Origin of the sequence: Aquibacillus koreensis (assembly GCF_025154055.1) — a bacterium.
Classification (GTDB): Bacteria; Bacillota; Bacilli; order Bacillales; family Amphibacillaceae; genus Aquibacillus_C; species Aquibacillus_C koreensis.
The window spans coordinates 1-24,926 of the sequence record NZ_JAOALK010000013.1 but is presented as its reverse complement, the minus strand read 5'-3'; the positions used below and the strand labels follow the sequence as shown (position 1 = coordinate 24,926).

The 24,926-nt window shown below is 38.5% G+C and carries 23 protein-coding genes, 1 riboswitch and 1 other annotated feature; of the genes, 8 read left to right on the top strand and 15 right to left on the bottom strand.

The genetic code is table 11. The features are described 5' to 3' along the window. The first annotated feature begins 57 nt into the window (after positions 1-57). Positions 58-837, top strand: a complete 780-nt coding sequence (locus tag NYQ66_RS03860; RefSeq protein WP_259867058.1) for a class I SAM-dependent methyltransferase — start codon at positions 58-60, stop codon at positions 835-837. After that, positions 834-2,033 carry an MFS transporter gene (locus NYQ66_RS03855; RefSeq protein WP_259867055.1) on the top strand — a complete coding sequence of 400 codons (1,200 nt, stop codon included), beginning with the start codon at positions 834-836 and terminating at the stop codon, positions 2,031-2,033. Before NYQ66_RS03860 ends, NYQ66_RS03855 begins: the two co-directional genes overlap by 4 nt. A 9-nt stretch (positions 2,034-2,042) precedes the next feature. Here the strand turns inward: NYQ66_RS03855 and NYQ66_RS03850 are convergent, their stop codons facing one another. Both NYQ66_RS03850 and NYQ66_RS03845 read right to left on the bottom strand, forming a co-directional pair. Next, positions 2,043-2,336, bottom strand: coding sequence for a hypothetical protein (locus tag NYQ66_RS03850; protein WP_259867053.1), 294 nt, complete (start codon positions 2,334-2,336; stop codon positions 2,043-2,045). Between the two features lie 60 nt (positions 2,337-2,396). Then, positions 2,397-2,597 carry a cold shock domain-containing protein gene (locus NYQ66_RS03845; RefSeq protein WP_259867179.1) on the bottom strand — a complete coding sequence of 67 codons (201 nt, stop codon included), beginning with the start codon at positions 2,595-2,597 and terminating at the stop codon, positions 2,397-2,399. 295 nt (positions 2,598-2,892) lie between these two features. Here NYQ66_RS03845 and trhO point away from each other — a divergent pair, with 295 nt between their 5' ends. From trhO to NYQ66_RS03830, 3 genes are all read left to right on the top strand, one after another. Continuing rightward, positions 2,893-3,864: an oxygen-dependent tRNA uridine(34) hydroxylase TrhO gene (gene trhO, locus NYQ66_RS03840; protein WP_259867050.1), complete on the top strand. Its 972-nt coding sequence runs from the start codon at positions 2,893-2,895 to the stop codon at positions 3,862-3,864. 119 nt (positions 3,865-3,983) lie between these two features. After that, positions 3,984-4,463 carry a glutathione peroxidase gene (locus NYQ66_RS03835; RefSeq protein ID WP_259867046.1) on the top strand — a complete coding sequence of 160 codons (480 nt, stop codon included), beginning with the start codon at positions 3,984-3,986 and terminating at the stop codon, positions 4,461-4,463. A gap of 198 nt (positions 4,464-4,661) precedes the next feature. Beyond that, positions 4,662-5,231 carry a hypothetical protein gene (locus NYQ66_RS03830; protein WP_259867044.1) on the top strand — a complete coding sequence of 190 codons (570 nt, stop codon included), beginning with the start codon at positions 4,662-4,664 and terminating at the stop codon, positions 5,229-5,231. A 26-nt stretch (positions 5,232-5,257) separates the two neighbouring features. Here the strand turns inward: NYQ66_RS03830 and proS are convergent, their stop codons facing one another. The 5 genes from proS to ribD all read right to left on the bottom strand — a co-directional run bounded on the left by proS (position 5,258) and on the right by ribD (position 10,679). Further along, complete coding sequence (gene proS, locus NYQ66_RS03825) at positions 5,258-6,697, bottom strand: proline--tRNA ligase (protein WP_259867042.1); 1,440 nt, start codon at positions 6,695-6,697, stop codon at positions 5,258-5,260. Between the two features lie 187 nt (positions 6,698-6,884). Further along, positions 6,885-7,090, bottom strand: a binding site (T-box leader). 155 nt (positions 7,091-7,245) lie between these two features. After that, positions 7,246-7,713: a 6,7-dimethyl-8-ribityllumazine synthase gene (ribH, locus tag NYQ66_RS03820; RefSeq protein ID WP_259867040.1), complete on the bottom strand. Its 468-nt coding sequence runs from the start codon at positions 7,711-7,713 to the stop codon at positions 7,246-7,248. A 12-nt stretch (positions 7,714-7,725) separates the two neighbouring features. Beyond that, positions 7,726-8,919 carry a bifunctional 3,4-dihydroxy-2-butanone-4-phosphate synthase/GTP cyclohydrolase II gene (locus tag NYQ66_RS03815; protein WP_259867038.1) on the bottom strand — a complete coding sequence of 398 codons (1,194 nt, stop codon included), beginning with the start codon at positions 8,917-8,919 and terminating at the stop codon, positions 7,726-7,728. 13 nt (positions 8,920-8,932) lie between these two features. Next, positions 8,933-9,592, bottom strand: a complete 660-nt coding sequence (gene ribE, locus NYQ66_RS03810) for a riboflavin synthase (RefSeq protein WP_259867035.1) — start codon at positions 9,590-9,592, stop codon at positions 8,933-8,935. Position 9,593: 1 nt separating this feature from the next. Beyond that, a complete protein-coding gene (ribD, locus tag NYQ66_RS03805) occupies positions 9,594-10,679 on the bottom strand; it encodes a bifunctional diaminohydroxyphosphoribosylaminopyrimidine deaminase/5-amino-6-(5-phosphoribosylamino)uracil reductase RibD (RefSeq protein ID WP_259867033.1) in 1,086 nt (361 codons plus the stop codon). A gap of 102 nt (positions 10,680-10,781) precedes the next feature. Next, positions 10,782-10,929, bottom strand: a riboswitch (FMN riboswitch). Between the two features lie 289 nt (positions 10,930-11,218). Between ribD and NYQ66_RS03800 the strand changes: the two genes are divergently transcribed. Beyond that, a complete protein-coding gene (locus tag NYQ66_RS03800; RefSeq protein ID WP_259867031.1) occupies positions 11,219-11,731 on the top strand; it encodes a sigma-70 family RNA polymerase sigma factor in 513 nt (170 codons plus the stop codon). Next, the gene (locus NYQ66_RS03795) at positions 11,724-12,392 is read left to right on the top strand and encodes a hypothetical protein (protein WP_259867029.1); all 669 of its coding nucleotides are present in this window, start codon (positions 11,724-11,726) and stop codon (positions 12,390-12,392) included. Before NYQ66_RS03800 ends, NYQ66_RS03795 begins: the two co-directional genes overlap by 8 nt. Positions 12,393-12,535: 143 nt before the next feature. Here NYQ66_RS03795 and murB read toward each other — a convergent pair whose 3' ends face one another. From murB to NYQ66_RS03760, 7 genes are all read right to left on the bottom strand, one after another. Further along, positions 12,536-13,450, bottom strand: coding sequence for a UDP-N-acetylmuramate dehydrogenase (gene murB, locus NYQ66_RS03790; protein WP_259867027.1), 915 nt, complete (start codon positions 13,448-13,450; stop codon positions 12,536-12,538). 147 nt (positions 13,451-13,597) lie between these two features. Then, complete coding sequence (locus NYQ66_RS03785) at positions 13,598-14,149, bottom strand: cysteine hydrolase family protein (RefSeq protein WP_259867025.1); 552 nt, start codon at positions 14,147-14,149, stop codon at positions 13,598-13,600. Between the two features lie 345 nt (positions 14,150-14,494). After that, positions 14,495-15,397 (bottom strand): ornithine carbamoyltransferase, encoded by a 903-nt coding sequence (gene argF / locus NYQ66_RS03780; protein WP_407652040.1) that lies wholly within the window; start codon positions 15,395-15,397, stop codon positions 14,495-14,497. A gap of 50 nt (positions 15,398-15,447) precedes the next feature. Then, positions 15,448-18,684, bottom strand: coding sequence for a carbamoyl-phosphate synthase (glutamine-hydrolyzing) large subunit (gene carB / locus NYQ66_RS03775; RefSeq protein WP_259867021.1), 3,237 nt, complete (start codon positions 18,682-18,684; stop codon positions 15,448-15,450). Next, positions 18,677-19,768 (bottom strand): carbamoyl phosphate synthase small subunit, encoded by a 1,092-nt coding sequence (locus NYQ66_RS03770; protein WP_259867018.1) that lies wholly within the window; start codon positions 19,766-19,768, stop codon positions 18,677-18,679. Before NYQ66_RS03770 ends, carB begins: the two co-directional genes overlap by 8 nt. Positions 19,769-19,997: 229 nt before the next feature. Continuing rightward, positions 19,998-21,425, bottom strand: a complete 1,428-nt coding sequence (gene argH / locus NYQ66_RS03765; RefSeq protein WP_259867016.1) for an argininosuccinate lyase — start codon at positions 21,423-21,425, stop codon at positions 19,998-20,000. Then, a complete protein-coding gene (locus NYQ66_RS03760) occupies positions 21,422-22,684 on the bottom strand; it encodes an argininosuccinate synthase (RefSeq protein WP_259867013.1) in 1,263 nt (420 codons plus the stop codon). The genes argH and NYQ66_RS03760 overlap by 4 nt, the downstream gene beginning before the upstream one ends. A 500-nt stretch (positions 22,685-23,184) precedes the next feature. Between NYQ66_RS03760 and NYQ66_RS03755 the strand changes: the two genes are divergently transcribed. Beyond that, on the top strand, positions 23,185-24,123 hold the full coding sequence (locus NYQ66_RS03755) for a DUF4349 domain-containing protein (protein ID WP_259867011.1): 939 nt from the start codon (positions 23,185-23,187) through the stop codon (positions 24,121-24,123). A 36-nt stretch (positions 24,124-24,159) separates the two neighbouring features. Here NYQ66_RS03755 and NYQ66_RS03750 read toward each other — a convergent pair whose 3' ends face one another. Then, the gene (locus NYQ66_RS03750; RefSeq protein WP_259867008.1) at positions 24,160-24,345 is read right to left on the bottom strand and encodes an alpha/beta-type small acid-soluble spore protein; all 186 of its coding nucleotides are present in this window, start codon (positions 24,343-24,345) and stop codon (positions 24,160-24,162) included. Between the last annotated feature and the right edge of the window lie 581 nt (positions 24,346-24,926).

Sequence of the window (24,926 nt, the reverse complement as noted above, 5' to 3'; positions counted from 1 at the left end):
TTTTATCAAGTTCCAACATTTATACTATTAGTAATAGCAATATAGGAGGAAAAACCAATGGTGATCAACTTTGATGGTAAAAGTATGAAACATAGTTATGCATCACGCGTGGCAAGTTTTTCATGGAAACAAGCAATAAAAGATATACTTACAAATAAAGACGTGCATCATGCCGTTGATCTAGGCTGTGGTGGAGGGATCTATAGCAAGGCCCTACTTGACTGCGGTGTCCAGGAAGTCATTGGTATTGACTCATCCTATAGCATCTTAGAAGGCGCAAGAGAAAATTGTCATGGCGAATCTAGAATTAAGCTAGCATATGGAACGGCTGAGGAAACAGGATTAGAACGAAGCACATATCATTTGGTGTTAGCAAGAGCTCTCATTCATCATTTACCTACGATCAACCCTTTTATAAAAGAAGCACATCGTATTTTAAAAAGAGGTGGGGTCTTCGTTATTCAAGATCGTGACTTTGCCGATTGTTTAACCGAACCAAGCAACACAAACATTCGCGGCTACTTTTTCGAACAGTTTCCACGGTTAATTAAGTTAGAAAAAGAACGGAGATACGCAGGAGAAAAAGTGATAGATGCATTAGAAAAGCAGGGATTTATTGATATAGAAGAAATTAAATTATGGGAAGTAAGGAAAGCGCATCAATCGAAGGAATCTTTATTATCCGAAATCAAACAGAGGACTGGTCGGTCTATATTACATGCCCTATCCGATCACGAAATCGAGGAACTGATTGATTATCTGGATGTAAGACTGCCTAATAATGAACCGGTGCTTGAACAAGATTGCTGGACAATGTGGAAGGCGGTTAAAAAATGAAAAAAAATCACTTCGCTATTGTTGGTTCCTTTTTTCTAGGAGAATTCGCTCGATCCATGTATTTTGTTGTGATTACATGGATGTTATATCAAATGACCGAAGATGCATTATATACAGGCCTTATGGTAAGTCTAGGATTTATTCCAGGGGTTATTCTTAACCTTTTTATCGGAGTAATTGTAGACCGCATAAACCGAAAAGTACTATCCATCTTATCCATACTTATTAATACGATAACGATGTTCGCTTTATTTTCGATTATGTTAGTAGACCTGTTGGAAGCATGGATGATTCTTATTGTCCATATGATTATTCAGTTAATGGGATCTGTTTTTAGACCATCTATTCAAGCACTTACTGCAGAAGTGTTTAACAAAAGAGATTTACCTAAGATCTTTTCCCAGTCTAGTGCATCAGGAATTACCGGTAGCTTAATCGGAGCAAGCATTGGAGGGATAATTATTGGGGTAGCTACAGCATCGGTTGCTTTGCTTATTATTACCATAAGTTATGCGGCGAGCTTTTTATTATTAGCTAAAATATCGTATAAGCCTGTCGCAAGGTCTCAAGTCAAACACTCCATTGGTCATGATCTAAAAGAAGGCTTTGCTTATTTACGTATGCACCCTTTTTTATTTCGTTTGTTCGGGATCATGTTTACCGGTCAACTTGTTTTTCACACTTCCATAGGCTTTCTATCTGTGTACACGATCGAATTTCTCAACCAAACTGCTTTTGTTTATGGCATGTTAGATGCAAGCCTATCCGTTGGTGGTGTTGTAGCAGGAATATTCGGAACTTGGTGGCTAAAAGTAAACCAAAACCGTTTAGCGGCAAATGCGCTAGTGATTATCTTTATTGGCTTGTTGGCCTTAGGGTTAGCTCCAATAGCACTTGTATCATTTATCGGTGTGTTTTTAGTTGGCCTAGGAACAACATGGATTCGCGTTTTGTTACAATCCATCCAACAGATTGCTACAGCAAAAGCATATCACGGCAGAATGGCAAGTTACCGGATGTTGTGTAATCAAGGCTCTGTCGTCATCAGTGGACCGATCGTTGGCATCATCGCATCAAACTTTGGTGCAGAAGCCGTTTATTTATCTCTTTTACTCCCTGTTATCATTGCTTGTGGACTATCACTCACGCATACCTACAAGTTACAGTTTAATAAAACAATGGAGATTTCTGGTTAGAAATCTCCATTACTTTTTTTCCAAATATTTATGAACGATAAAAGCTAAATCATCATTGCCGAACAACTGTAACACACCTAATACGGATTCAGTCGGAATTTCATCAGCTTCTTCCTTAGATACCGTTAATTCCAACGTTTTCTGCAGAGCCAGGTTACCTCTTTGCTTTGGATATGCTTCCAGATAGAGCTGCTCTGGATCCAGGTCATTATTTACACACCACTGCGCAAAAACCAATATCATCATATTCTCATCTTGCTGGTATTGATCAATAATTTTCTTTTCTAGCTCTTTATTATCCATAACTATCCCCTTACTTATGTAAAAGGACGTATCCCCGTAGAGATACGCCCATTCTTTTTATTATAATTTAGTTACGTTAGCAGCTTGTGGACCACGGTCGCCATCAACGATTTCAAATTCAACTTCTTGACCTTCTTCAAGAGATTTGAAACCTTCTGATTGGATAGCTGAGAAGTGTACGAATACATCGTCTCCACCTTCGCGCTCGATAAATCCAAAACCTTTTTCTGCATTAAACCATTTTACTTTTCCTGTCATAATCCATGACCTCCTAACACTTAAATACAAAGTAATTGAATCTCGATATTACCTTTACATCCTTATTGTTAGAAGATCGTAAAGAAATATTCAAAATCAATTGCCTTTTGTGATTTTTACTTTACTCTTTTTAGAAGCAAAAAGCAAGTTTCAGGAATTTTTTTCATTTTTATTAAAGGAGATTGATCTTTTATATACTTTTTTGTTAAAATAGTTTCTTGCAAGAGACGATGTAAAATTGAATATCCAACCTACACACATTTATATCTTGCAAATATGAATGATAGGTGGTAATAACATGGAAACGAAACACGATTATCAGGTTTTATTGTACTACAACTATGTTACGATTGAGGATCCAGAGACATTTGCTGCGGAGCATTTAAAGTTCTGTAAGGAATTAGAACTTAAAGGTCGTATCCTTGTCGCAAAAGAAGGTATTAACGGTACCGTTTCTGGGACAGTTGAACAAACTAATAAGTATATGGAAGCCATGCATAACGACCCGCTTTTTGCAGATATGGTTTTCAAAGTGGATCCAGCAGATGGACACGCATTTAAGAAAATGCACGTACGTCCTCGCCCTGAATTGGTAACACTTCGCTTAGAAGATGATGTTAATCCAAAAGAAACAACTGGAAAATACTTGAGTCCAAAAGAATTTTTTGAAGCGATGCAAGATGAAGATACAATTGTTTTAGATGCAAGAAATGATTACGAATATGACCTTGGACATTTCCGTGGTGCTATTCGTCCAGATATTGAAACATTCCGCGACCTACCAAATTGGGTTAGAGATAACAAAGATAAATTAGAAGGCAAAAAAGTATTAACGTATTGCACAGGTGGAATCCGTTGTGAAAAATTCTCTGGTTGGCTTGTCAAAGAGGGCTTTGAAGATGTAGGGCAACTACACGGAGGAATTGTGACTTACGGAAAAGACCCGGAAGTTCGTGGTGAACTATGGGATGGTCAGTTATACGTCTTTGATGAACGTATTGCAGTACCAGTTAACCATAAAGAACATGTGGTTGTTGGTAAAGATTACTTTGACGGTGAACCATGTGAACGCTATGTAAATTGTGCAAACCCTGAGTGTAACAGACAAATGCTTTGCTCAGAGGAAAATGAGCATAAATACATGCGCGGATGTTCACACGAGTGCCGCACTTCTCCACGCAGCTTATATGTAGAAGAACAAAACTTATCACAAGAAGAGATTAACGCCAGATTAGAAAGAATTGAGCAGGAAGACGGCGTACAAGCTTAAATTATACAGAAGACGACCATTTTTTGGTCGTCTTTTTTGCTTTGTGGCGGTAATACATTATTTTTGACATTGTTGCTTTCCGTTGGTATGTTTCAATTAAATAAAGGGAGGTTTTGGCAATGGGTATTTATGACTTTGAGGTAGAAACCATTAAAGGTGAAGAAAAAAGCTTATCTGATTATGAAGGCAAGGCAGTATTAATTGTTAATACGGCTAGTAAATGTGGTTTCACTCCCCAATTAGAAGGACTACAAGCATTGTACGATAAGTATAAGGAACAAGGTCTAGAGATTCTTGGATTTCCTAGTAATCAATTCATGAATCAAGAACCCGGATCCAATGATGACATCCAAGCGTTTTGTCAGCTTAATTATGGTGTTACATTTCCAATGTTCAGCAAAATTGATGTTAGAGGAAAGACTGCACATCCATTATTTAAATACCTTGTGAAACAAGCCCCTGGTTTTATTACGGACCAAGTAAAATGGAATTTCACGAAATTCTTAATTGATAAAGATGGGAATGTCGTAAAAAGATATGCACCTAAGGATGAGCCAAAAGATATTGAGAAGGATATCGAAGCTATCTTGAATAAGTAAATATGACTTAACTTGAAAATCGCTTACTTTGTAGCGATTTTTATTTTTGTCCTCTTTTCAATAAGATGGTGTCCATTATCTAACATGTCTTCAACTACTTTTAAATAATCCGTCTTATACTTTCTACCTTTTTTTGTTATTTTTTCTCAAATCAGAAATATATCTTATTAGAAAGCATTCTTTCTAATAGGTGATGCGATGATTCAATATATTTTAGAATACAAATGGATAATTTTAGTAGGTTCAGAAATATTATTTTGGTTATCCTTCATTATTTTTTTACTGTTACGTTATTGGTACGAGGCTAAAGGACAGGTCTTTTTCCTTTGGTTTTCCATACTAAATCAATTTGTCAATTTACCATTAGGTGCCATCGATTATATACACTTTAGGCGCATTACACTCTTCCACATCATCATTGTTTGCATCTATATGTATGCAATATTTAGAGGGCCAAAGCACATGTTGGAGTTAGACAAGCTGATAAAACTCTATACTTCTAGGTGGAAAAATAAAGCACCTTATCGCGGATCGTCCATGGTGAGAGCAAGCGCTCAAACAGATTATTTCCGTACCTATTCAACTGTGTTAAAGCGTAAATTTGTTGTGCATGGTTGTTTATGGTTCGTCATGCAGGTCTATCTACTGGTCATCCAATGTCCTCCAACTGTGTTTATCGTTTGGACTTGCATACTGATTATCGATGGACTCTGGTCTTTTTCCTACCATCCTATTAGTCGGAAATACCAAAAAAGCGCAATAATCTAGAACTACCTAGACATTGCGCTTTTTATTTAATAAGCTTTCGCCCAATAAACAAATGTTTCTGCTTTTTCACCACAACAAACACATGTATCAGCTAGCTGCTCCTGTTCAAATGGAATGCATCTAGACGTCGCGCCTGTTTCTTCTTTTATTTTGTCCTCACAAGCTTGATCTCCACACCACATTGCCTTGATAAACCCTAGCTTCGACTCGAGAAGCTCCTTGAATTGATGAAAGTCATGCGCTACACTTGTCTTCTCATCTCGATGTGTACGTGCTCTTTCTAGTAAGTTATGCTGCATTTCTGCAAGAAGTTTTTCAACTGTTGCCTCTAGCTCACTCATTGCTACAAATACTTTTTCGCCTGTATCCCTTCGCACAAGGACTACTTGTTCTTTTTCAATATCCTTAGGTCCAACCTCAAGACGTAATGGAATGCCCTTCATCTCATATTCATTAAATTTCCATCCTGGCATTTTGTCACTGGCATCAATATCTGCTCGCGCTACTTTTGCAACTTTTTCTTTTAGTTCGTAAGCTTTATCCAGTACCCCTTCTTTATGCTGCGCAATTGGAACGACCATCACTTGGGTTGGGGCAATTTTTGGTGGAATGACTAAACCGCGGTTATCACCATGAACCATAATTAGTGCACCAATTAAACGGGTCGTAATTCCCCATGATGTTTGATGGACCGGTTGTTGTTTTCCTTCTTCATCTAAAAATCTAATATCAAATGATTCTGCAAAACCTGTGCCCAAATGGTGAGACGTTCCAGACTGCAATGCTTTTCCATCATGCATTAAGCTTTCGATCGTTAGCGTATATTTAGCACCGGCAAACTTCTCTTTTTCTGTTTTTCTCCCCTTGAGGACAGGGATTGCTAGATAATCTTCACACACACTTGCATACACTTCTAACATCTTATTTGTCTCTTCGGCTGCATCTTCATCTGTGGCATGACATGTGTGTCCCTCTTGCCATAAAAATTCTAAAGAACGAAGGAATGGTCGTGTTGTTTTTTCCCAACGCACTACGTTACTCCACTGGTTATACAACTTTGGCAGGTCACGATACGAATGAATTATTTTGGAATAATGCTCTGCAAATAACACTTCAGAAGTAGGGCGAACAACTAAGCGCTCTTGTAATTCCTCATCTCCGCCATGCGTCACCCAAGCCACTTCAGGAGCAAACCCCTCAATATGATCTTTTTCTTTTTGCAGAAGGCTCTCAGGTATAAATAAAGGGAAGTACATATTTTGATGGCCTGTCTCTTTAATTTTTCTATCTAATACATCACGAATATTTTCCCAGATTGCATAACCATAAGGACGAATGATCATCGTTCCTCTAACAGAGCCATAGTCAACAAGATCTGCTTGTTTTACCACATCGGTGTACCATTTAGCAAAATCATCTTCCATCGCCGTTACTTTTTCCACAAATTGTTTATTCTTTTTACCCATAAATACACACTCACTTTCTCTTGTAAGATAATAAAATAATGAACGTTAGAAAAACTCGCATTCGCTCGTCCTTTTGCGAATGTGTTAGTTGATCTTATACTTGGTACATTAAATTTTCCACTACGTCGATCACACTTCTTAGCTAAAAATTTATACTTTTTTAACGTACAAAAAGACCCCATCCCCAATAAGGGACCGAGTCATGGTGGTACCACCCTTGTTTACAGTACTATTCACTGCACACTTTCTATTGATAACGGAATCACTCCGCTTATATCTTTATCGATACACGCTCCTAGGTAGGTTCCAAATGGGTCTAATGGAATTTTCCAGCAAACATTCCTCTCTGTAAAAAGACGAACCACTCGTACTAATCCTAATCATTGCTTTTAGCTATATGAAATTATTTCATACTATATGGGAAGAATGATATACCTGTCAAGTCTATTCAGAAAAAATCGTTTTGATTAGAATCGCAATTCACAAAATAAAAAACACGCGATCCCTTTTCAGAGTCCACGTGTTTTCTATTAAAATATGTTAACTAATTACGCCAAGCTTCTTAATAAATTTGCCATTTCCACTGCAGATACTGCAGCTTCCGCACCTTTGTTTCCTGCTTTTGTTCCAGCACGTTCAATTGCTTGCTCGATATTTTCAGTAGTCAAGACGCCAAAAATAACCGGTAAGTTTTCTTGCATTGCTATATTTGATACACCTTTTGCTACTTCACTACAAACATAATCAAAGTGTGGCGTTGATCCTCTGATAACTGTCCCTAGTGTAATAACAGCATCATATTTCCCTGATGCAGCCATCTTTTTCGCCACTAACGGAATTTCAAATGCTCCTGGTACCCACGCTACAGAGATGTCTTCCTCTTTCACACCATGGCGGCGTAACGTGTCTTCAGCACCACCTAATAGTTTGCTTGTTATAAATTCGTTAAATCTCGCTACTACGATACCTACTTTTAAATCTGTACCTACTAAATTCCCCTCAAAAATGTTACTCATGTCTTTGTCCTCCTAAAATTTAAGTAAATGGTCTAATTTTGCTACTTTTGTTTTTAAATAGTTTTCATTATCTTTATTTGTTGGAATTTGAATTGCTTCTCTTTCCACCACTTCTAAGCCATAATCACCCATGCTTGAGATTTTCCGTGGATTATTCGTTAACAGACGTATCTTTTTTACACCTAAGTCTTTCAAAATTTGTGCACTCACAGCATAATCCCTTAAGTCATCCGGGAAGCCAAGTTGGTGATTCGCTTCTACTGTATCGAAGCCTTTTTCTTGTAGTTTGTAAGCTTTTAACTTGTTTAATAAACCGATGCCTCGACCTTCCTGCCGCATGTACACAAGCACACCTTTTCCTGCTTCTTCAATCTGCAAGAGTGCTTTTTCCAATTGAGGACCGCAATCACAACGATGTGATCCTAACACATCTCCAGTTAAACACTCCGAGTGAATGCGCACTAAGGTAGGTTCATTTTCTGAAAGATCACCTTTATATAAAGCTAAATGCTCTTTACCTGTAAATGTTTCGGTATAGGCAGCTAACTTAAACTGACCATATTCAGTTGGCAAGTTTATTTCTATCTCTTTGTTAATCAACTTATCTTTTTTCTTTCGGTAATCAATCAACGCTTGAATCGTAATCAAAGCCATATCATGCTCTTCTGCTAATTTCTCTAGCTCAGGTAACCGTGCCATCGTACCGTCGGGGTTCATAATTTCACAGATGACACCAACTGGTGATGAACCTGCTAGTCTCGCAAAATCGACTGCCGCTTCGGTATGCCCAGGCCTTTCTAATACACCCGCATCCTTTGCCATTAAAGGAAAGACATGGCCTGGTCGTTTAAAGTCAGAAGCAACCGTCTCAGGGTCAATAAACTTTTGTATCGTAAGCGCTCTTTCATATGCACTAATTCCTGTCGTTGTATCCTTGTGATCGACACTAACCGTAAATGCTGTACCGTGTGCGTCTGTATTATTAGAGACCATTGCGTTTAGCTCAAACTTTTTCGCAAACGCTAGATCCATCGGTGTACAAATCAGGCCTCTTCCCTCTTGCGCCATAAAATTAATGTTTTCTGGAGTAGCATGCTCTGCTAAAAGGACAAAGTCACCCTCATTTTCTCTATCTTCATCATCCACAACGATAATCATTTTTCCAGCTTGTAGATCCTGAATGGCCTTTTCAATTGTTTGAAACATGAGCGTCTACCTCCTAGTCTATAAAACCATATTGTTGTAATTTATCAGATGTTAATCCACCATCATGCGAGTCTGTAGCTTTATTTCGAAAACCTAACATTCGTTCCATATATTTTGCGAGTACATCATATTCCACATTGACGATGTCCCCTTGCCTTTTAGCCCCTAATACTGTCGCTCTTCTTGTTTCTGGTATGAGTGAAATGACAAAACCATCCTCTTTCACACCAAAAATGGTGAGCGATGTACCATCTACTGTGATCGAGCCTTTTAAAGCTATATAAGGTAATCCATCTTGGTCAATGGTGATATGAACATATTGGGCATTGTCTTCTGTCCATATCTTTTTTATTTTTCCTACCGTGTCCACATGACCTGATACAAAATGACCACCAAATCTGCCACCTGCACTCATTGCACGCTCTAAATTCACTTCAGAACCTGCATTGGTTGTTGCTAGTGACGTCCCTCTAAATGTTTCCGGAATAACGTCTACCGTAAACCAACCGGCACCAAAGGATGTAACAGTTAGACAAACACCATTTACTGCTATACTATCCCCAATTGATACATCTGATGTAACAGTTTGTCCATCTATTTTTAGCGTTAGTGAACTTTGATTCTTTTCAATACTTTTAATCTTCCCTTTTTCTTCTACAATTCCAGTAAACATGTTAGCGAGCCTCCTTTGGTCTTGCAACTACTTTTATATCCGGTCCAATTTGCTCAACGGATGTAAAGGTTAACGAGGAAGCATCGTTCATGAACAACGGTGACTCTCCACCAACCGCTGTGATGGCGTTAGCTCCTCCAAGTAGTTTCGGTGCAATGTACCAATGACATTCTTGAAACAACTGCTCTCTAACAAAAGCTCCATGGATCGTGCTTCCACCTTCTACATATAGCGACTGCACACCTTTTTCTCCAAGCACGTCTAACACATCCGAAATTCGAATCTTATCGGCTGGTAACTGCATCACTTCAATATGTGGATGGTTTGACGAAAAAGTCTCTACATCTGCTTTGTTTCCACATATTATCCATGTCGACGCTACCTGATCCAAAATTCGAGCATCATCATGTATGGATAAATTCGTATCTAAAATAATTCGAATGGGATTTTTACCACCTTGGGGCAACCTAGTGGTTAGTTGAGGGTTATCTTTTATGACCGTTTGACTACCAACTAAAATGGCATCATGTATGTCTCGCTCTTTATGAACGTCAAGCCTCGCTTCTTCTGATGTGATCCACTTGCTATCTCCAGAGGAAGTAGCCGTTTTGCCATCAAGCGTCATCGCTGCTTTTAACGTAACATACGGTCTTCGGGTTTTCATAAAATAGAAAAATTTACGATTAAGCTCTAATGCTCTTGCTTCTCCGAGGCCAATTTCAACCTCTATACCTGCTTGTTCTAACTTTGCTACTCCTTTTCCAGCTACTGCTGGATTTGGATCTAGGCAAGCAATATATACTTTTTTTAATTTGTGTTTGATGATCAGATCCGCACATGGTGGTGTTTTACCAAAGTGAACACACGGTTCTAATGTTACATATATTTCTCCGCCTTCTGCTCCCTCACCAGCTTGCGCTAACGCATGGACTTCTGCATGTTCCTTACCTGCTTGAAGATGACTCCCTATCCCAATAATTCTCCCACCTTTTACAACTACTGCTCCAACAGATGGATTAGGACTCGTTTGACCAATCGTACTTTCCGCAACAGATAAGGCCAGTGCCATATATTCTTCCTTTGTCATCTTTACCACACCCTTTCCTTTTTTGGAAAGAGAAGCAAGAAAGCCCCAAGAACTATACTTGGAGCTTTTACTACGTCTAAATAAACATACAACTGTACGTTTCTTTTCCTTTTCCCATCCAGACTTTAACTGTCGGTTTTGGAATTACACCAAATCAACCATTGCATATACATGCGCCGGGTCACGGACTTAGGATGCGAGCACATCCTTCACCGTCGGTCGGGATTTACACCCTGCCCCAAAGGAATCCTTATTCGATTACGTATAATATACCATTAAATGATGAGCCGTGCACGTTGTGAAACTTGACGATATTGTGAATTTATGAACAAATCATGCAAACTCAAGCAGTTAGGTTTTCAAATATAAAAGTATAATGGATAATTATGTTAAAATTAGTTTACTAGATAAACTAGCACTTAATTGCATATCGGGGTCGTCAACACACTGGCGACCCCGTATTTAATGTCGCTTCCTATATATTTATTTTAAAAAATTGGGACCTTTTTCTGCTTGTTCCGTCTAATACATGAAAGTAGGTGATTCTATTGAGAGATGAGGATGTTTTCGACTCGTTATTAGAGGAATACGGGGAATCTGTGAAACGATTAATCTTTTTATATGTGAGAGACAAAGCCATCACTGATGATTTAACGCAGGAGGTTTTTATAAAAGTATTCAGTCATATGAATACTTTTGAACACAACTCTTCTTATAAGACATGGATTTATAGGATTGCCATCAATCAGTGTAAGGATTATTTTCGAAGTTGGACTTATAGAAAGATCATTTTTAATCCTTTCATTGAAAAAACAAACGATAATACCCCCGAACAAATTTTAATAAGAGAAGATGAAAAGTCACTGCTTACACAAGCAATCCTATCTTTGCCCATAAAATATCGTGAAATAATTATTTTATTCTATTATAACGAGCTGAAAATGAAGGAGATAAGCAATATTTTGCAAGTGAATGAATCTACAGTGAAAACGAGAATTTCAAGGGCTAGAAACCTGTTAAAGAAAAAGCTAGGAGGTGTATACCTTGAGTAATAGGATTCGAGACAATTTGGAGGATTTTATCGGAGAAGAAAAATTGTTTACGGATAAGGACAAAAGAAACATTTATTCCAGAATCAACTCTATTAAAGAGCCCAGTAGCAAAAACACCTATGTTAAGAGGTTGTTGCATGCAGGATTACTAGTTGCGGCATTATGTGCTTTTTTCCTTACAATCTATGTAACGACAGATCAAAAGAATCTTAATGAAGCTAATATACCGCTTGAGCAAATAAATGATAACAATGTGAGAACAATCCACACTTATTTGGAGAAGGAATTCACAGGGCCAGGTCAAGAACTAAGCGATATTCTTGATCAGGGGTTATACTCCGTTGAATTAGAAAGGTATCTAGAAGAAAATTATGATGATTTGGTAGCAGACTTAGAGCAGATGATTAACAGGAATTATGTATTATCATTTCTAAGAGCTGCCCATACAGAAGGGTATCAATTACAACCAAAAGATATCAACATACAACAGATAGAGGATACGAAAAATGATGTCTATAATTACGAAGTAGAAGTAGAATATAGTAAAAATAATGAAGCTAATACAGCAACCGTTACTGGGGTTATTAACTTGAATGAAAATGGGAAGATTTCCTTGATTCGAAGGATGGATGGTCTCGAATTATTTGAAGGGTTGAACTAAGTAAAGTACCGAACAAATCGCATTTTTCACACCCATAAATCCTTAACAAAAAGAATCGCTCAGAGTTTTCTTAGACTCTGAGCGATTCTTTACCATTTGATCATGTAATTTGATTTGATTTCCTAAGTAGGCGCATGGCGAACTCAGTCTTCTCCTAATATCCTAACTTCTCTTTCTAACTCTACCCCAAATTTATCTTTCACCGTTTTTTGAACCATTTCAATCACAGCGATATAATCTGTTGCAGTTGCATTGTCTTTATTGACAATAAAACCTGCATGTTTGGTTGAAACCTCTGCCCCACCTACGCCTTTTCCTTGCAACTCACTATCTTGAATTAACTTACCAGCAAAATAGCCCGGTGGCCTTTTAAACACGCTGCCACAAGAAGGATATTCAAGAGGTTGTTTGGACTCTCTTTTGTAAGTTAGGTCATCCATAATCGCTTTTATTTCATCATATTTTCCAGGTTTTAAATCAAAACGTGCCTCTAGTACGATATAGCCTTTATCCGGGATATTACTTGTTCGATAATCCAAGTCAAGGTCTTCCGCTTTCAACGTAAGTAGTTCTCCCTCTTTCGTCACAACTACAGTATAGTGTAAGCAATCCTTCACTTCCCCGCCGTAAGCACCTGCATTCATGTACAATGCACCACCTACTGTTCCAGGAATCCCACACGCAAATTCTAATCCCGATAGCTCTTCTTCTAAAGCTTTTCTTGAAGCATCGATGATTCTAGCTCCACTTTCTGCAATGATGCTATCCCCTTCACGCTTGATCGTTGTGAAGCGCTTCGGACTCATCACAATACCTCGAATCCCACCATCACGTACAATGAGGTTTGATCCGTTACCGAGTAATGTAAAAGGAACTTCTTCCTTATTTGCTAACTTCACAATTTGCTGTACCTCTTCTATACTTGCTGGTGTAACAAATAAATCCGCTTTTCCACCTAGTTTTGTATAGGTATGATTTCTTAATTGCTCATCTACCATCACATTTTCTTTGGCTGTAATGGTAAGTAACTGTTCATATATATGATGGTATTTAACCACTTGTATCATCCTTTTTCATGCCGTTTATCAACCGACAATTAATACATACACTTTTTAAATTATAGCAGTTACACAAGCTATACATCAACAACAATTAGGCTCTAGTTTATACATATGAAAGATCATGGAGCATTGTGAGTGAGAATGCTATAGTACTTTTGCACCGAGTGTATTCGCAAAATGTCCAAGTGCCCAGTCATGGCCGGCTTGATTAAAACTGGCAACTGCATTTTGATAAATGTAGAGATCAAAGCCTTTATTATAAGCATCTATGGCTGTGTGGAGAACACAAATATCCGTGCATACGCCAACTAGATATATCTCGTTTATGCCGCGTTCTCTCAACTTCATTTCCAAATCTGTTCCAGCAAATGCACTATATCGTGTCTTATCCATATAGTTCACTTGGGGAAGATATTTTATCTTCTCATACAACCCCTGTAATTCACCGTATAGCGTACGTCCTTTTGTACCTTTTATATTATGTGGTGGAAATAGGGACGTTTCTGGGTGGAACGTATCCCCTTCGTCATGCCCATCAATCGCAAATACAACAAAGTCTTCCGCATCAACAAATTGTTTGGTAATTGCAACAACTTCATTCTCAATCGCTTGGCCCGCTTCCCCACAAGTTAGTTTTCCATCATCTGCGACAAAGTCATATGTATAGTCAATGTTGATTAATGCTCGTTTAATCATGATCCTCTCTCCTTCTGTTTTCACTCTACATTAACTAATTCTACGGTCACTGATCGGAAACCTTTCCTCTATTCTATTTTGTTATGAGAAAGAGTGCTGGGTAGCCTAGGCGGACATTTTTTCCGCTATTTATAGTTAAATTAATGATTTTGGTAAGTTCGCGGACATTTTTTCCGCTATTTTACTAACTAGTAGTCTTATTTCTATTATTTGGAGTGAATAGCGGAAAAAATGTCCTCTTGCAACTTGGAATTGGTAGTTTTCATGAAAATAACGGAAAAAATGGCCGCCCAATCTATCTCTCAAAAAAATAAAAAAGCCTAGACATCGTCTAGACTTTCCTTGTTAGCCCATTAAAGCTACCATTAGCGCTTTCTGTGCATGTAATCTATTTTCTGCTTGTTGGAACACAACAGATTGTTTTCCATCAATAACTTCTGCCGACACTTCTTCACCTCTATGCGCAGGTAGGCAATGCATAAAAATGGCGTCCGTCTTCGCATAGCTAAACAGCTCATCATTAACCTGGAAGTTCGCAAAGTGTTTCTCGCGCTCTAATTGCTCACTTTCTTGCCCCATGCTTGCCCAGACATCTGTGTAGATTACATCTGCATCTTTGACAGCTTCAACTGGGTCTGATGTAACCAACACTTCTGTACCAACAGCAAAGCCTTTCGCTTTCTCCGTGATAGCAGGACTTGGCTGGTAACCTTCCGGAGCTGCAATCGCAACATCGAGTCCCATTTTAGCCGCACCAATCATAAGTGAATTGGCCATGTTATTGCCATCACCAATATAGGCGATCTTTTTGCCCTTCAAACTACCTTTTACTTCTTTGATCGTTTGTAAGTCTGCAAGCACCTGGCATGGGTGATAGTCATCTGTAAGACCATTGATTACAGGAATACTTGCATTCTCTGCTAACTCTTCCACATCTGCCTGCGAAAAAGTTCGAATCATAATACCATCTAAATAACCTGACAATACTTTTGCTGTATCCGAGATCGGTTCCCCTCTACCTAACTGGATATCTTTTGAACTAAGAAAAAGTCCTGTTCCACCTAATTGATAAATACCAGATTCAAAGGATACGCGTGTACGTGTGGATGATTTTTCAAAAATCATTCCTAAGATCTTGCCTTTTAGCGGTTGAACGATTTCTCCATTTTTATGCTTTGTCTTTATCTCTTCCGCTAGCTCCAGTAGATAGTCGATCTCTTCTGGTGAATAGTCAGCCAACGTTAACATGTCGCGACCTTTTAATTGTTCTTTTATATCTTGGGAGGTTACACCTACTGTCACCGCAACACACGCTCCTTTTTGTTGATTTGATTACGTTCTTTCGTGTACGAATTAATAGCAACCGGTTCTTCTTGGACTTGCCCCGCCGCTTGTATATATACAAACAAGGTTTCGTTCGATGTAACACACATGGTATCCGACTTTAAGGCATCTTCTCTTAGCTTCACGTGTTCATCATACTCTCCATTATGATTGGTGCTACACATCAATTGGAAACCATTGTCTAGACAAATCTCTTGTGCTTCTGAAATAGTTATTTGTTGGTCAACCTTTATTCCGTTAACGTCTAGTAGTTTTGCAGTTGCTTCATCCGCAGCTATTTTAGCAGATAAGCCTGATAGAGACTCTATCACATTGTCATATACAACATCCATCGATAAGAAAATCGTATCCTCTTTTGTTAATGGCTTCAGACTTTTTTCCTTCCAGCCGAATGCTTTGGCCATCGCCGTTTCAACTGTAGAACCTAGACCAATCGCTTCCCCTGTTGATTTCATTTCTGGTCCTAAGAAGGAATCAACCCCAGGTAATTTGTTTGTTGAAAATACAGGCATTTTCACAGCATAAAATGGAACATCCTGATGCAACCCTAACTTCCACTCTTGGTCTTCTAACGCTTCACCCATTTGCACGCGAGTCGCTAAATCAACCATTGGTACCCCAGTAATCTTACTAGAAATGGGTACAGTTCTTGAAGCACGTGGGTTTACTTCCAACACATAGATGGTCTTTTTGTCCTCACTGATTACAAACTGGATATTCATAATTCCTTTTACATCAAGTTCCTTAGAGATCTTCTGTGCGTAAGATTCAATGAGTTTCTTTTGGGCATCATTTAAGCTAGGCGCAGGGAAAATAGCAATACTATCTCCAGAGTGTACACCTGCACGTTCCACATGTTCAAAAATTCCTGGAATTAATATATCTTCTCCGTCACATACCGCATCGATCTCTACTTCAGATCCAGTAATAAATCGATCGATCAATAATGGGAAGATACGAGAACCTGGTGACGTTTCTTTTATATTTTCAAGATAGTTCATTAATTGGTTTTCATTACGAACGACAACCATTCCTCTTCCACCAATAACATACGATGGACGAATAAGAATAGGATACCCAATCTTTGTAGCCACTTCTTTTGCATCATCAAAGTTCATGACAGATTCCCCTGGGATATGAGGAATGTCTAGTTTTTGCAACAATTGATAGAACTGATCACGATCTTCTACCGCCTCAATCGCCTTCAAATCTGTTCCAACGATTTTTACGCCTGCTTTCTCTAGCCCATTCGCTAGATTGATAGCTGTTTGACCGCCGAATTGTACTAGAACACCATCTGCATTTTCTTTCTTCACTACATGCAATACGTCTTCTTCTGTTAGTGGTTCAAAATAAAGATGGTCTGCCGTATTGAAATCCGTACTTACAGTTTCCGGATTATTGTTAATAACAATCGCGTCAATTTTTTGTTCTCTTAAAGACATCGCCGCGTGAACAGAGCAATAGTCAAATTCTACACCCTGACCAATTCGTATCGGTCCAGATCCAAGTACCACCATACGTTTGGAACCAGTTAATGGCTCAACTTCATCGATCTCATTCCATGAACTGTAGAAATATGGTGTTTCCGCAGAAAACTCAGCTGCACATGTATCTACCATTTTATAAGAGGGTGCTAGATTAGATGTTTCTAATCGTTTTCTTACGTCTTCTGTTTGGACATTTAGTAGTGTTGCCAGTGTTTGGTCTGTAAAACCTAATAATTTTGCCTTTTTCAAGGTTTGATCACTAAGATCCGCCCACTGCTTCTGCTTTAGATCTTTTTCAGTATGAATCAAGATGGACAATTCATGTAAGAAGTACTTATTAATCGCCGTTATGTCATGAATAGCATCGACTGTATAACCTCGTCGCAATGCTTCAGCCACAACAAACAAACGGTCATCCGTCGCTTCGTCTAACTCATGGTTAATCTGTGCATCTGTTAATTTTTCTAGACTTGGCAAGTGTACATAGTCCAATCCTATTTCCAATGAACGCACCGCTTTATTTAAAGCAGCTGGGAAATTTCTTGCCAACGCCATTACTTCCCCTGTTGCTTTCATTTGCGTACCAAGTAATCTGTCAGCCTTCGTAAACTTGTCAAAAGGCCAACGTGGAATCTTCAGTGCAATATAGTCAATCGCTGGTTCAAAGCTAGCATACGTATCACCAGTGATTGGGTTTATTACTTCATCCAAGTGATAGCCAAGCGCGACTTTCGCAGCAATTCTAGCAATTGGATAACCAGTAGCCTTTGATGCCAAAGCACTCGAACGACTAACTCGTGGATTTACTTCAATAATGATATATTCATTGCTTTCTGGATTAAGTGCAAATTGAATATTACATCCGCCAATTACTCCTAATTCACGGATTACACGACATGAAGATGTACGTAGCATTTGGTACTGCCTGTCATTTAACGTTTGTGATGGTGCAACAACGATACTGTCTCCAGTATGTACACCTACAGGATCAAAGTTTTCCATATTACACACGATAATACATGTATCATTTGCATCACGCATGACTTCATATTCAATTTCTTTCCATCCTTTAACGCTTTGTTCAATCAACACTTGGTTGATTGGACTTGCATAAAGGCCATTTTTAACAATTGTCCGAAGATGTTGCTCATCTTTCGCAATACCACCACCAGCACCACCTAGTGTGTAAGCTGGTCTTACGATAAGTGGATAACCTACTGTTTTTGCAAATGTAACGGCTTCTTCAACCGAGGTCGTGGATTTACTTTCTGCAACAGGCTCATCAATGGATTTCATCATCGATTTAAAGATTTCACGATCCTCACCTTTTTGAATCGTATCAAGCGGTGTGCCCAACAACTCTACTTTATGCTTTTCCAAAACCCCAGCATTTGTGAGAAGAATCGCCATGTTTAGCCCTGTTTGACCACCCAATGTAGGCAGTAATCCATCTGGTTGTTCTTTCTCAATTATTTTAGTAATGGATTCTAAAGTTAACGGTTCTAAATATACTTTATCTGCAATATTTTCATCGGTCATGATCGTTGCAGGATTATTATTAACAAGGATTACTTCAACGCCTTCTTCTTTTAACGCTAAGCAAGCCTGGGTACCAGCATAGTCAAATTCAGCTGCTTGCCCGATCACAATTGGGCCTGAACCTATGACTAGTACTTTCTTGATATGCTCGAACTTAGGCATGCTGTTTCTCTCCCTTTGCTACTAGTTGTTTAGTAAAGTTTACGAAAATGTTGTGTGTGTCAATTGGGCCTGGGTGTGCTTCAGGGTGGAATTGAACGGTCATCACATTCTTCGTGCGGTGAATTAATCCCTCCACAGACTTGTCATTTACGTTAATGTGCGATACTTGCCAGTCTTTCTCTTCCACTGAATCCATATCGACTACATAGCCATGATTTTGAGAAGTGATGAGTACATTACCAGTGATTAAGTCTTTTACTGGGTGATTACTTCCTCTATGTCCATATGGTAAACGTTTAGTCGTCGCACCATAAGCTAAAGCTACAAGCTGATGACCTAGACAAATACCTAGCGTTGGATAATGATCAGCAATCTGCTTAATGTTGGAGGCTAAGTGACTAAGGCTTTTCGGATTACCTGGTCCATTGGAAAGCAAAATCCCATCCGGATCCAATGCTTGGATTTGCTCAAATGTAGTATCAAAAGGAACAACCGATACGTCACAACCGAGATCTAAAAGAGAATGCATAATCGAATGTTTAAATCCAAAATCCATCACCACCACATGAGGGGCCGAAAAAGCTTGTTTTTTAGTTTTAAAGCTTTTAATTTCCGTCACGGATACTCGTTGCACTACATTAGTTGCTACAGTGTCTTTCTCCGGGAAGTTTTCTTTATTTTCAGTAATTTTCCCGTATACTTCACCTTGTTCTCGGATAATACGGGTAAGTGCTCTCGTATCCACTCCGTACAGTGTTGGTATATTATATTTTTCAATCATCTCAACGATGGAATAATTAGATTGATAGTGGTCCGGTGTATAACATGGATTGGAGATAATTAATCCAGATAAAGATGGTTTGATACTTTCTGAATCAATATCGTTGAACCCATAGTTACCGATCAAAGGATATGTCATTGTAACAATTTGCCCTGCATAAGATGGATCTGTCATTACCTCTTGGTAACCAGTCATCGCGGTATTAAACACCATTTCTCCTTCTGCTGTTACACTAGAGCCTAACCATACCCCTTCTAGAACGTCCCCTGTGCTTAATGTAAGATAACCTACTTTTTCCTCCATAGATGCTCCCTCCCAAAACTAGGTTCGTATAATAAATTGGTAGAAAACCGCTCCTGACCAACCTAATATTTATACTTAATTATTTATAATTATACAAGCCTTGGCAAAATAAAGGCTTAGCCTCCCATTCATATTGGCAAACTAAGAATCACCTTTACTATACTCCCCACTTATATAACAAGAACTAAGCCTCTCTAATGAGGCAGAGACTTAGTTCCGTGTTTGTTTGTTATTCAGCTATTAGCACACTAATTTGTTTCGCATGCTTTTCAATCCACTCGTCACTTGCTTCGAATAACTTTTCCGCTTTTTCTATTTGTTCTTCCACACGGTTTCTAGCAGTACCACCAGCCACGTTACGTGCATTTACTACCGCTTTTGGTGAAAGGACATCATAGATATCTCCTTCAATTAAAGAAGAAAATTCCTGAAATTCTTCCAATTTAAGATCAAGCAGATACTTATTTTCGTTGATACAATGTAATACGACTTGCCCCACAACTGCATGGGCTTCTCTAAATGGAAGGTCTTTACCTACAAGATAATCAGCAAGATCCGTGGCATTAGAGTAATCCTTCGCCACCGCTTCATACATATTTTCTTTCTTCACATCCATTGTCTCAATCATTGGTGCAAATAAAGCTAAGGCACCTTTTAATGTTTCGACTGTATCAAACATACCTTCTTTATCTTCTTGCATGTCTTTGTTATAAGCTAATGGTAAACCTTTTAATGTCGTTAACATCCCGATAAGGTTTCCAACTACTCTTCCTGTTTTACCACGCACTAACTCTGCAACATCTGGATTCTTCTTCTGTGGCATCATACTACTTCCTGTACAGAATGCATCATCTAATTCCACAAAATTGAATTCAGCACTTGACCATTGGACAAGCTCTTCACAGAGACGTGAAAGGTGCACAGATATTAGCGATGCGTTGGATAAAAACTCCACAACAAAATCCCGATCACTAACCGCGTCTAAACTGTTATCACAAATACCATCAAAGTTTAACTTTTCTGCTACAAAATGACGGTCGATCGGGAAAGATGTCCCAGCAAGTGCCCCTGCTCCAAGTGGTGATTGATTGACACGCTTCCAGCTATCCTGCAAGCGTTCCATATCTCTTTGGAACATAAACACATAAGCCATCATATGGTGTCCGAATAATACCGGTTGTGCACGCTGTAAGTGCGTGTATCCTGGTAAAACTGTATCCAAGTTATCTTTGGCTTGCGTATATAGTGACTGTTGCACATTTAAGAGTAGTTGATTAAGTGTAATCAGTGCATCACGTAAATATAAACGCATATCAAGCGCTACTTGGTCATTACGGCTTCTGCCGGTGTGTAATTTACCACCGACAGGGCCAACTTCATCTATTAATAATTTTTCCACATTCATATGAATGTCTTCGTTATCTTCTGTTAACTCTGCTTCGCCAGCATTTATTTTCTGTGCAACAACTTTCAATCCTTTTGAAATCGTAGCAGCATCTTCATCAGAGATGATGTTGCACTTTGCTAGCATTTCTACGTGGGCAAGACTTCCTTGGATATCAAACTGTGCTAATTTTTGGTCGAAACGGATCGATGCCGTATATTCATCCACTAATTCGTTTGTTGGTTTTGTAAAACGTCCGCCCCATAGCTTCATTGTTTCACTGCTTCCTTTACACTAACGACTGCTTTTTCAATAGATGCAGCATCTTTATTTTCATGCACTTTGTTCACTTGAGAGTGTACTTGTGTTGGTAACCCCCAAAGCTTAATAAATCCTAGTGCAGCATCGTGATCGAATGCATCACCTTTGTTATACGTAGCAAGATCTAAATCATATAGAGAATGCTTAGACTCACGGCCAAGTACGTGCGCGTGACCTTTATAAAGCTTCACTTTCACTGTACCAGACACATACGTTTGTGTTGTTTCGATAAATGCTTTTAAACCATCTGTTAATTGAGAGAACCATAGACCGTTATACACAGTTTCAGATAATTTGTGCTCAATCATTGGCTTAAATGAAGCAACTTCTCTTGGAAGTGTTAAAGCTTCAAGTTCCTTATGTGCGGTAATCAAAGTAATTGCCCCAGGACACTCATATACTTCACGAGACTTAATACCAACAAGACGGTTTTCTACGTGATCAATACGTCCTACCCCGTGTTTTCCAGCTATGCTATTAAGTTCAAGAATAAGTTCATGTAATGGCATTGATTTTCCATCAAGTGAAACTGGTTTACCTTGTTCAAAAGTAATTTCAACCACTTGTGGCTTATCTGGTGCATCCTCTGGATTTGTTGTTAATTCAAACGCACCCTCTGGCGCCTCTGCCCAAGGATCTTCCAATATGCCACACTCATTACTACGTCCCCATAAGTTTTGGTCTACACTGTATGGGTTATCTAAATCGATTGGAATTGGAATACCATTGTCTTGTGCATATTTTATTTCTTCATCTCTCGTCATTTTCCACTCACGTACAGGAGCAACGATCTTCAAGTTTGGATTTAGAGCAGTAAATGCCACATCAAATCTTACTTGGTCATTTCCTTTTCCTGTACAACCATGCGCAACAGCTACCGCGCCTTCTTTTTCAGCAATATCTACAAGTACTTTTGCAATTAACGGACGTGATAATGCTGATACTAACGGATATATTCCTTCATAAAGAAGATTGGCTTTTAAGGCTGGTAGGACAAAATCTTCTGCATAAAGCGCTTTTGCATCTACAGAATAAGACTTAATCGCACCAACATCTAGCGCTTTATTTTTAACAAACTCTAAATCTTTACCTTCCCCAACATCTAATCCAACTGCAATAACATCATAATTGTACTTATCTTGTAACCATTTAATTGCAACGGAAGTATCTAATCCTCCAGAATACGCTAATACGATTTTTTCTTTACCCATTTGGTATCTCCCCTAACATTTGTGTTTATATTTCAATAGATACATTATTTTAATTTATTGTGTATGAATTATTATGCACTATTAAGTATATTAATTCAACCGTTAATCGATATTTTTTTTATTATTTTTTCAAAAAATATAATTACAGAATAATAGTGTTAATTCAAGTGCTTAAAACAACTCAATGACGGCAATTTTTAGGGGACATTACTAAGAATAATGTCCCCGTTAATGTATGCGGTAGGTGTATATTCGTTACAAGGGTTTTAAATAATTAATATTTGTCTACCTACCTTCCATGATAGCTTCGTTTATTAAGATTACTGTCATGAGCTAACTTCATTTTCCAATGGTATAGACCCAACGATTACTTTTTCCAACATAGACTATATATAACAAGCTAAATTATGCATAAACATTACATTTTTATGCATAAAAGCATCTTTGTAACCTATTTCATTCTATTCCGTCTATTTAATAAAGAAAAAAGGTGGGTTAATATGAAAAAGCGTGTACTGTACATCATGTTTATACTGCTGGGCGTTATATTAGTTGCTTGTAGTAACGATCAAAACTCTTTAGAGGAAAGCGCAAATGAAGATGCAGGAATGGACACGGAAGAATCTGCGGATATGGAAATGAAAATGAGTGACGATGGCGAATACGAGAATCAGGCCGAATCACCTCAGGAAGATGTCGTAGCAGATGAAGCCACTAACGGTTCTACACCACAAGTAAACAGGATGATTATTTATAACGCAAACCTTACCGTTGAAGTAAAAAACTATACAAACGCAATGAATGAACTGCAAAAGCAAGTTACAGACCAGGGCGGTTATATTGTAGAATCAAACACCTACGGCGGTTCGGAGGAAGACCTTTCTGAGGGAATGATTAAAGTACGTATTCCGCAAGAAAAGTTTCAATCCTTCATTCAACTTATCGAGCAAGGTAGTGTGAAGGTTGTTGAAAAGAATGTATCTGGTGAAGATGTAACCGAACAGTACGTAGATTTAGAGTCACGATTGAAGTCAAAAAGAGTAGTAGAAGAACGTTTACTTTCTTTTATGGAACAAGCAGAAAAAACGGAAGATCTCTTAAAAATATCATCAGACTTAGCTAAGGTTCAAGAAGAGATAGAGCAGTTAACTGGTAAAATGAATTACTTAAAAAACCAATCAGACCTCGCAACCGTTACGATTCATATGTATGAAAACCGAGTGAACATTCCTTCTGTAAATCAAGAAGAATTGAATACTTGGGATAAAACGAAAGAACAATTTATGAATAGTATCAACTTTTTACTAGCGGCGTTTTCGGGATTGGTTGTATTTTTTGTAGGAAATCTCCCTTCTTTAATCCTTTTAGGAATCCTTGGCATCATTGTTTATCGTATCGTTAGGAAAAGAATGAAAGATGAACCAAAGGGGAACTCGTAATCCGAGTCCCCCTTCTTTTTCTAGAAAATTTAAAATTTATTTATTTTCTAGACTTTGTTCGGCGATCTGGATCATTCTTTTAACCATCTCGCCACCCACGGAACCGTTTGCTCGCGCAGTAGTATCAGCGCCTAATTCAACGCCAAACTCGCTTGCGATTTCTTCTTTCATGTTGTTCAACGCATTTTCTGCACCTGGAACTAACAATTTATTAGAAGCCATTCGCAATCACTCCTTGTGGGATAAGTGAACAGAAGATAACTGTTCATTTCTTATGGTGTGTGGATGAAGCTTACTTTACCCCTGTAAATATTTAGGGAGAATTTTTATTACTAAATTTTGTATTAGAACGGATTATCTATAAACTGTATAGTAATTTAATTATTGATTTCATCGTCAATTCGCAAGAGAAGACGTGCAGTAGCCAATCAGAACAGACTTCGATTTGGACAACATGTGCGACTGAAAGCCTTTCAGAGTCAGAATCACGCTAGGATTCGGACATCATGTGCGTGCGAAAGTCTTTCAGAGTCAGAATCACGCTAGGATTCGGACATCATGTGCGAGCAAAAGCCATTCAGAGTCAGAATCACGCTAGGATTCGGACATCATGTGCGAGCAAAAGCCATTGAGAGTCTGAATCACGCACGGATTCGGACATCATGTGCGAGCAAAAGCCATTGAGAGTCAGAATCACGCTAGGATTCGGACATCATGTGCGAGCAAAAGCCATTCAGAGTCAGAATCACGCTAGGATTCGGACATCATGTGCGAGCAAAAGCCATTCAGAGTCAGAATCACGC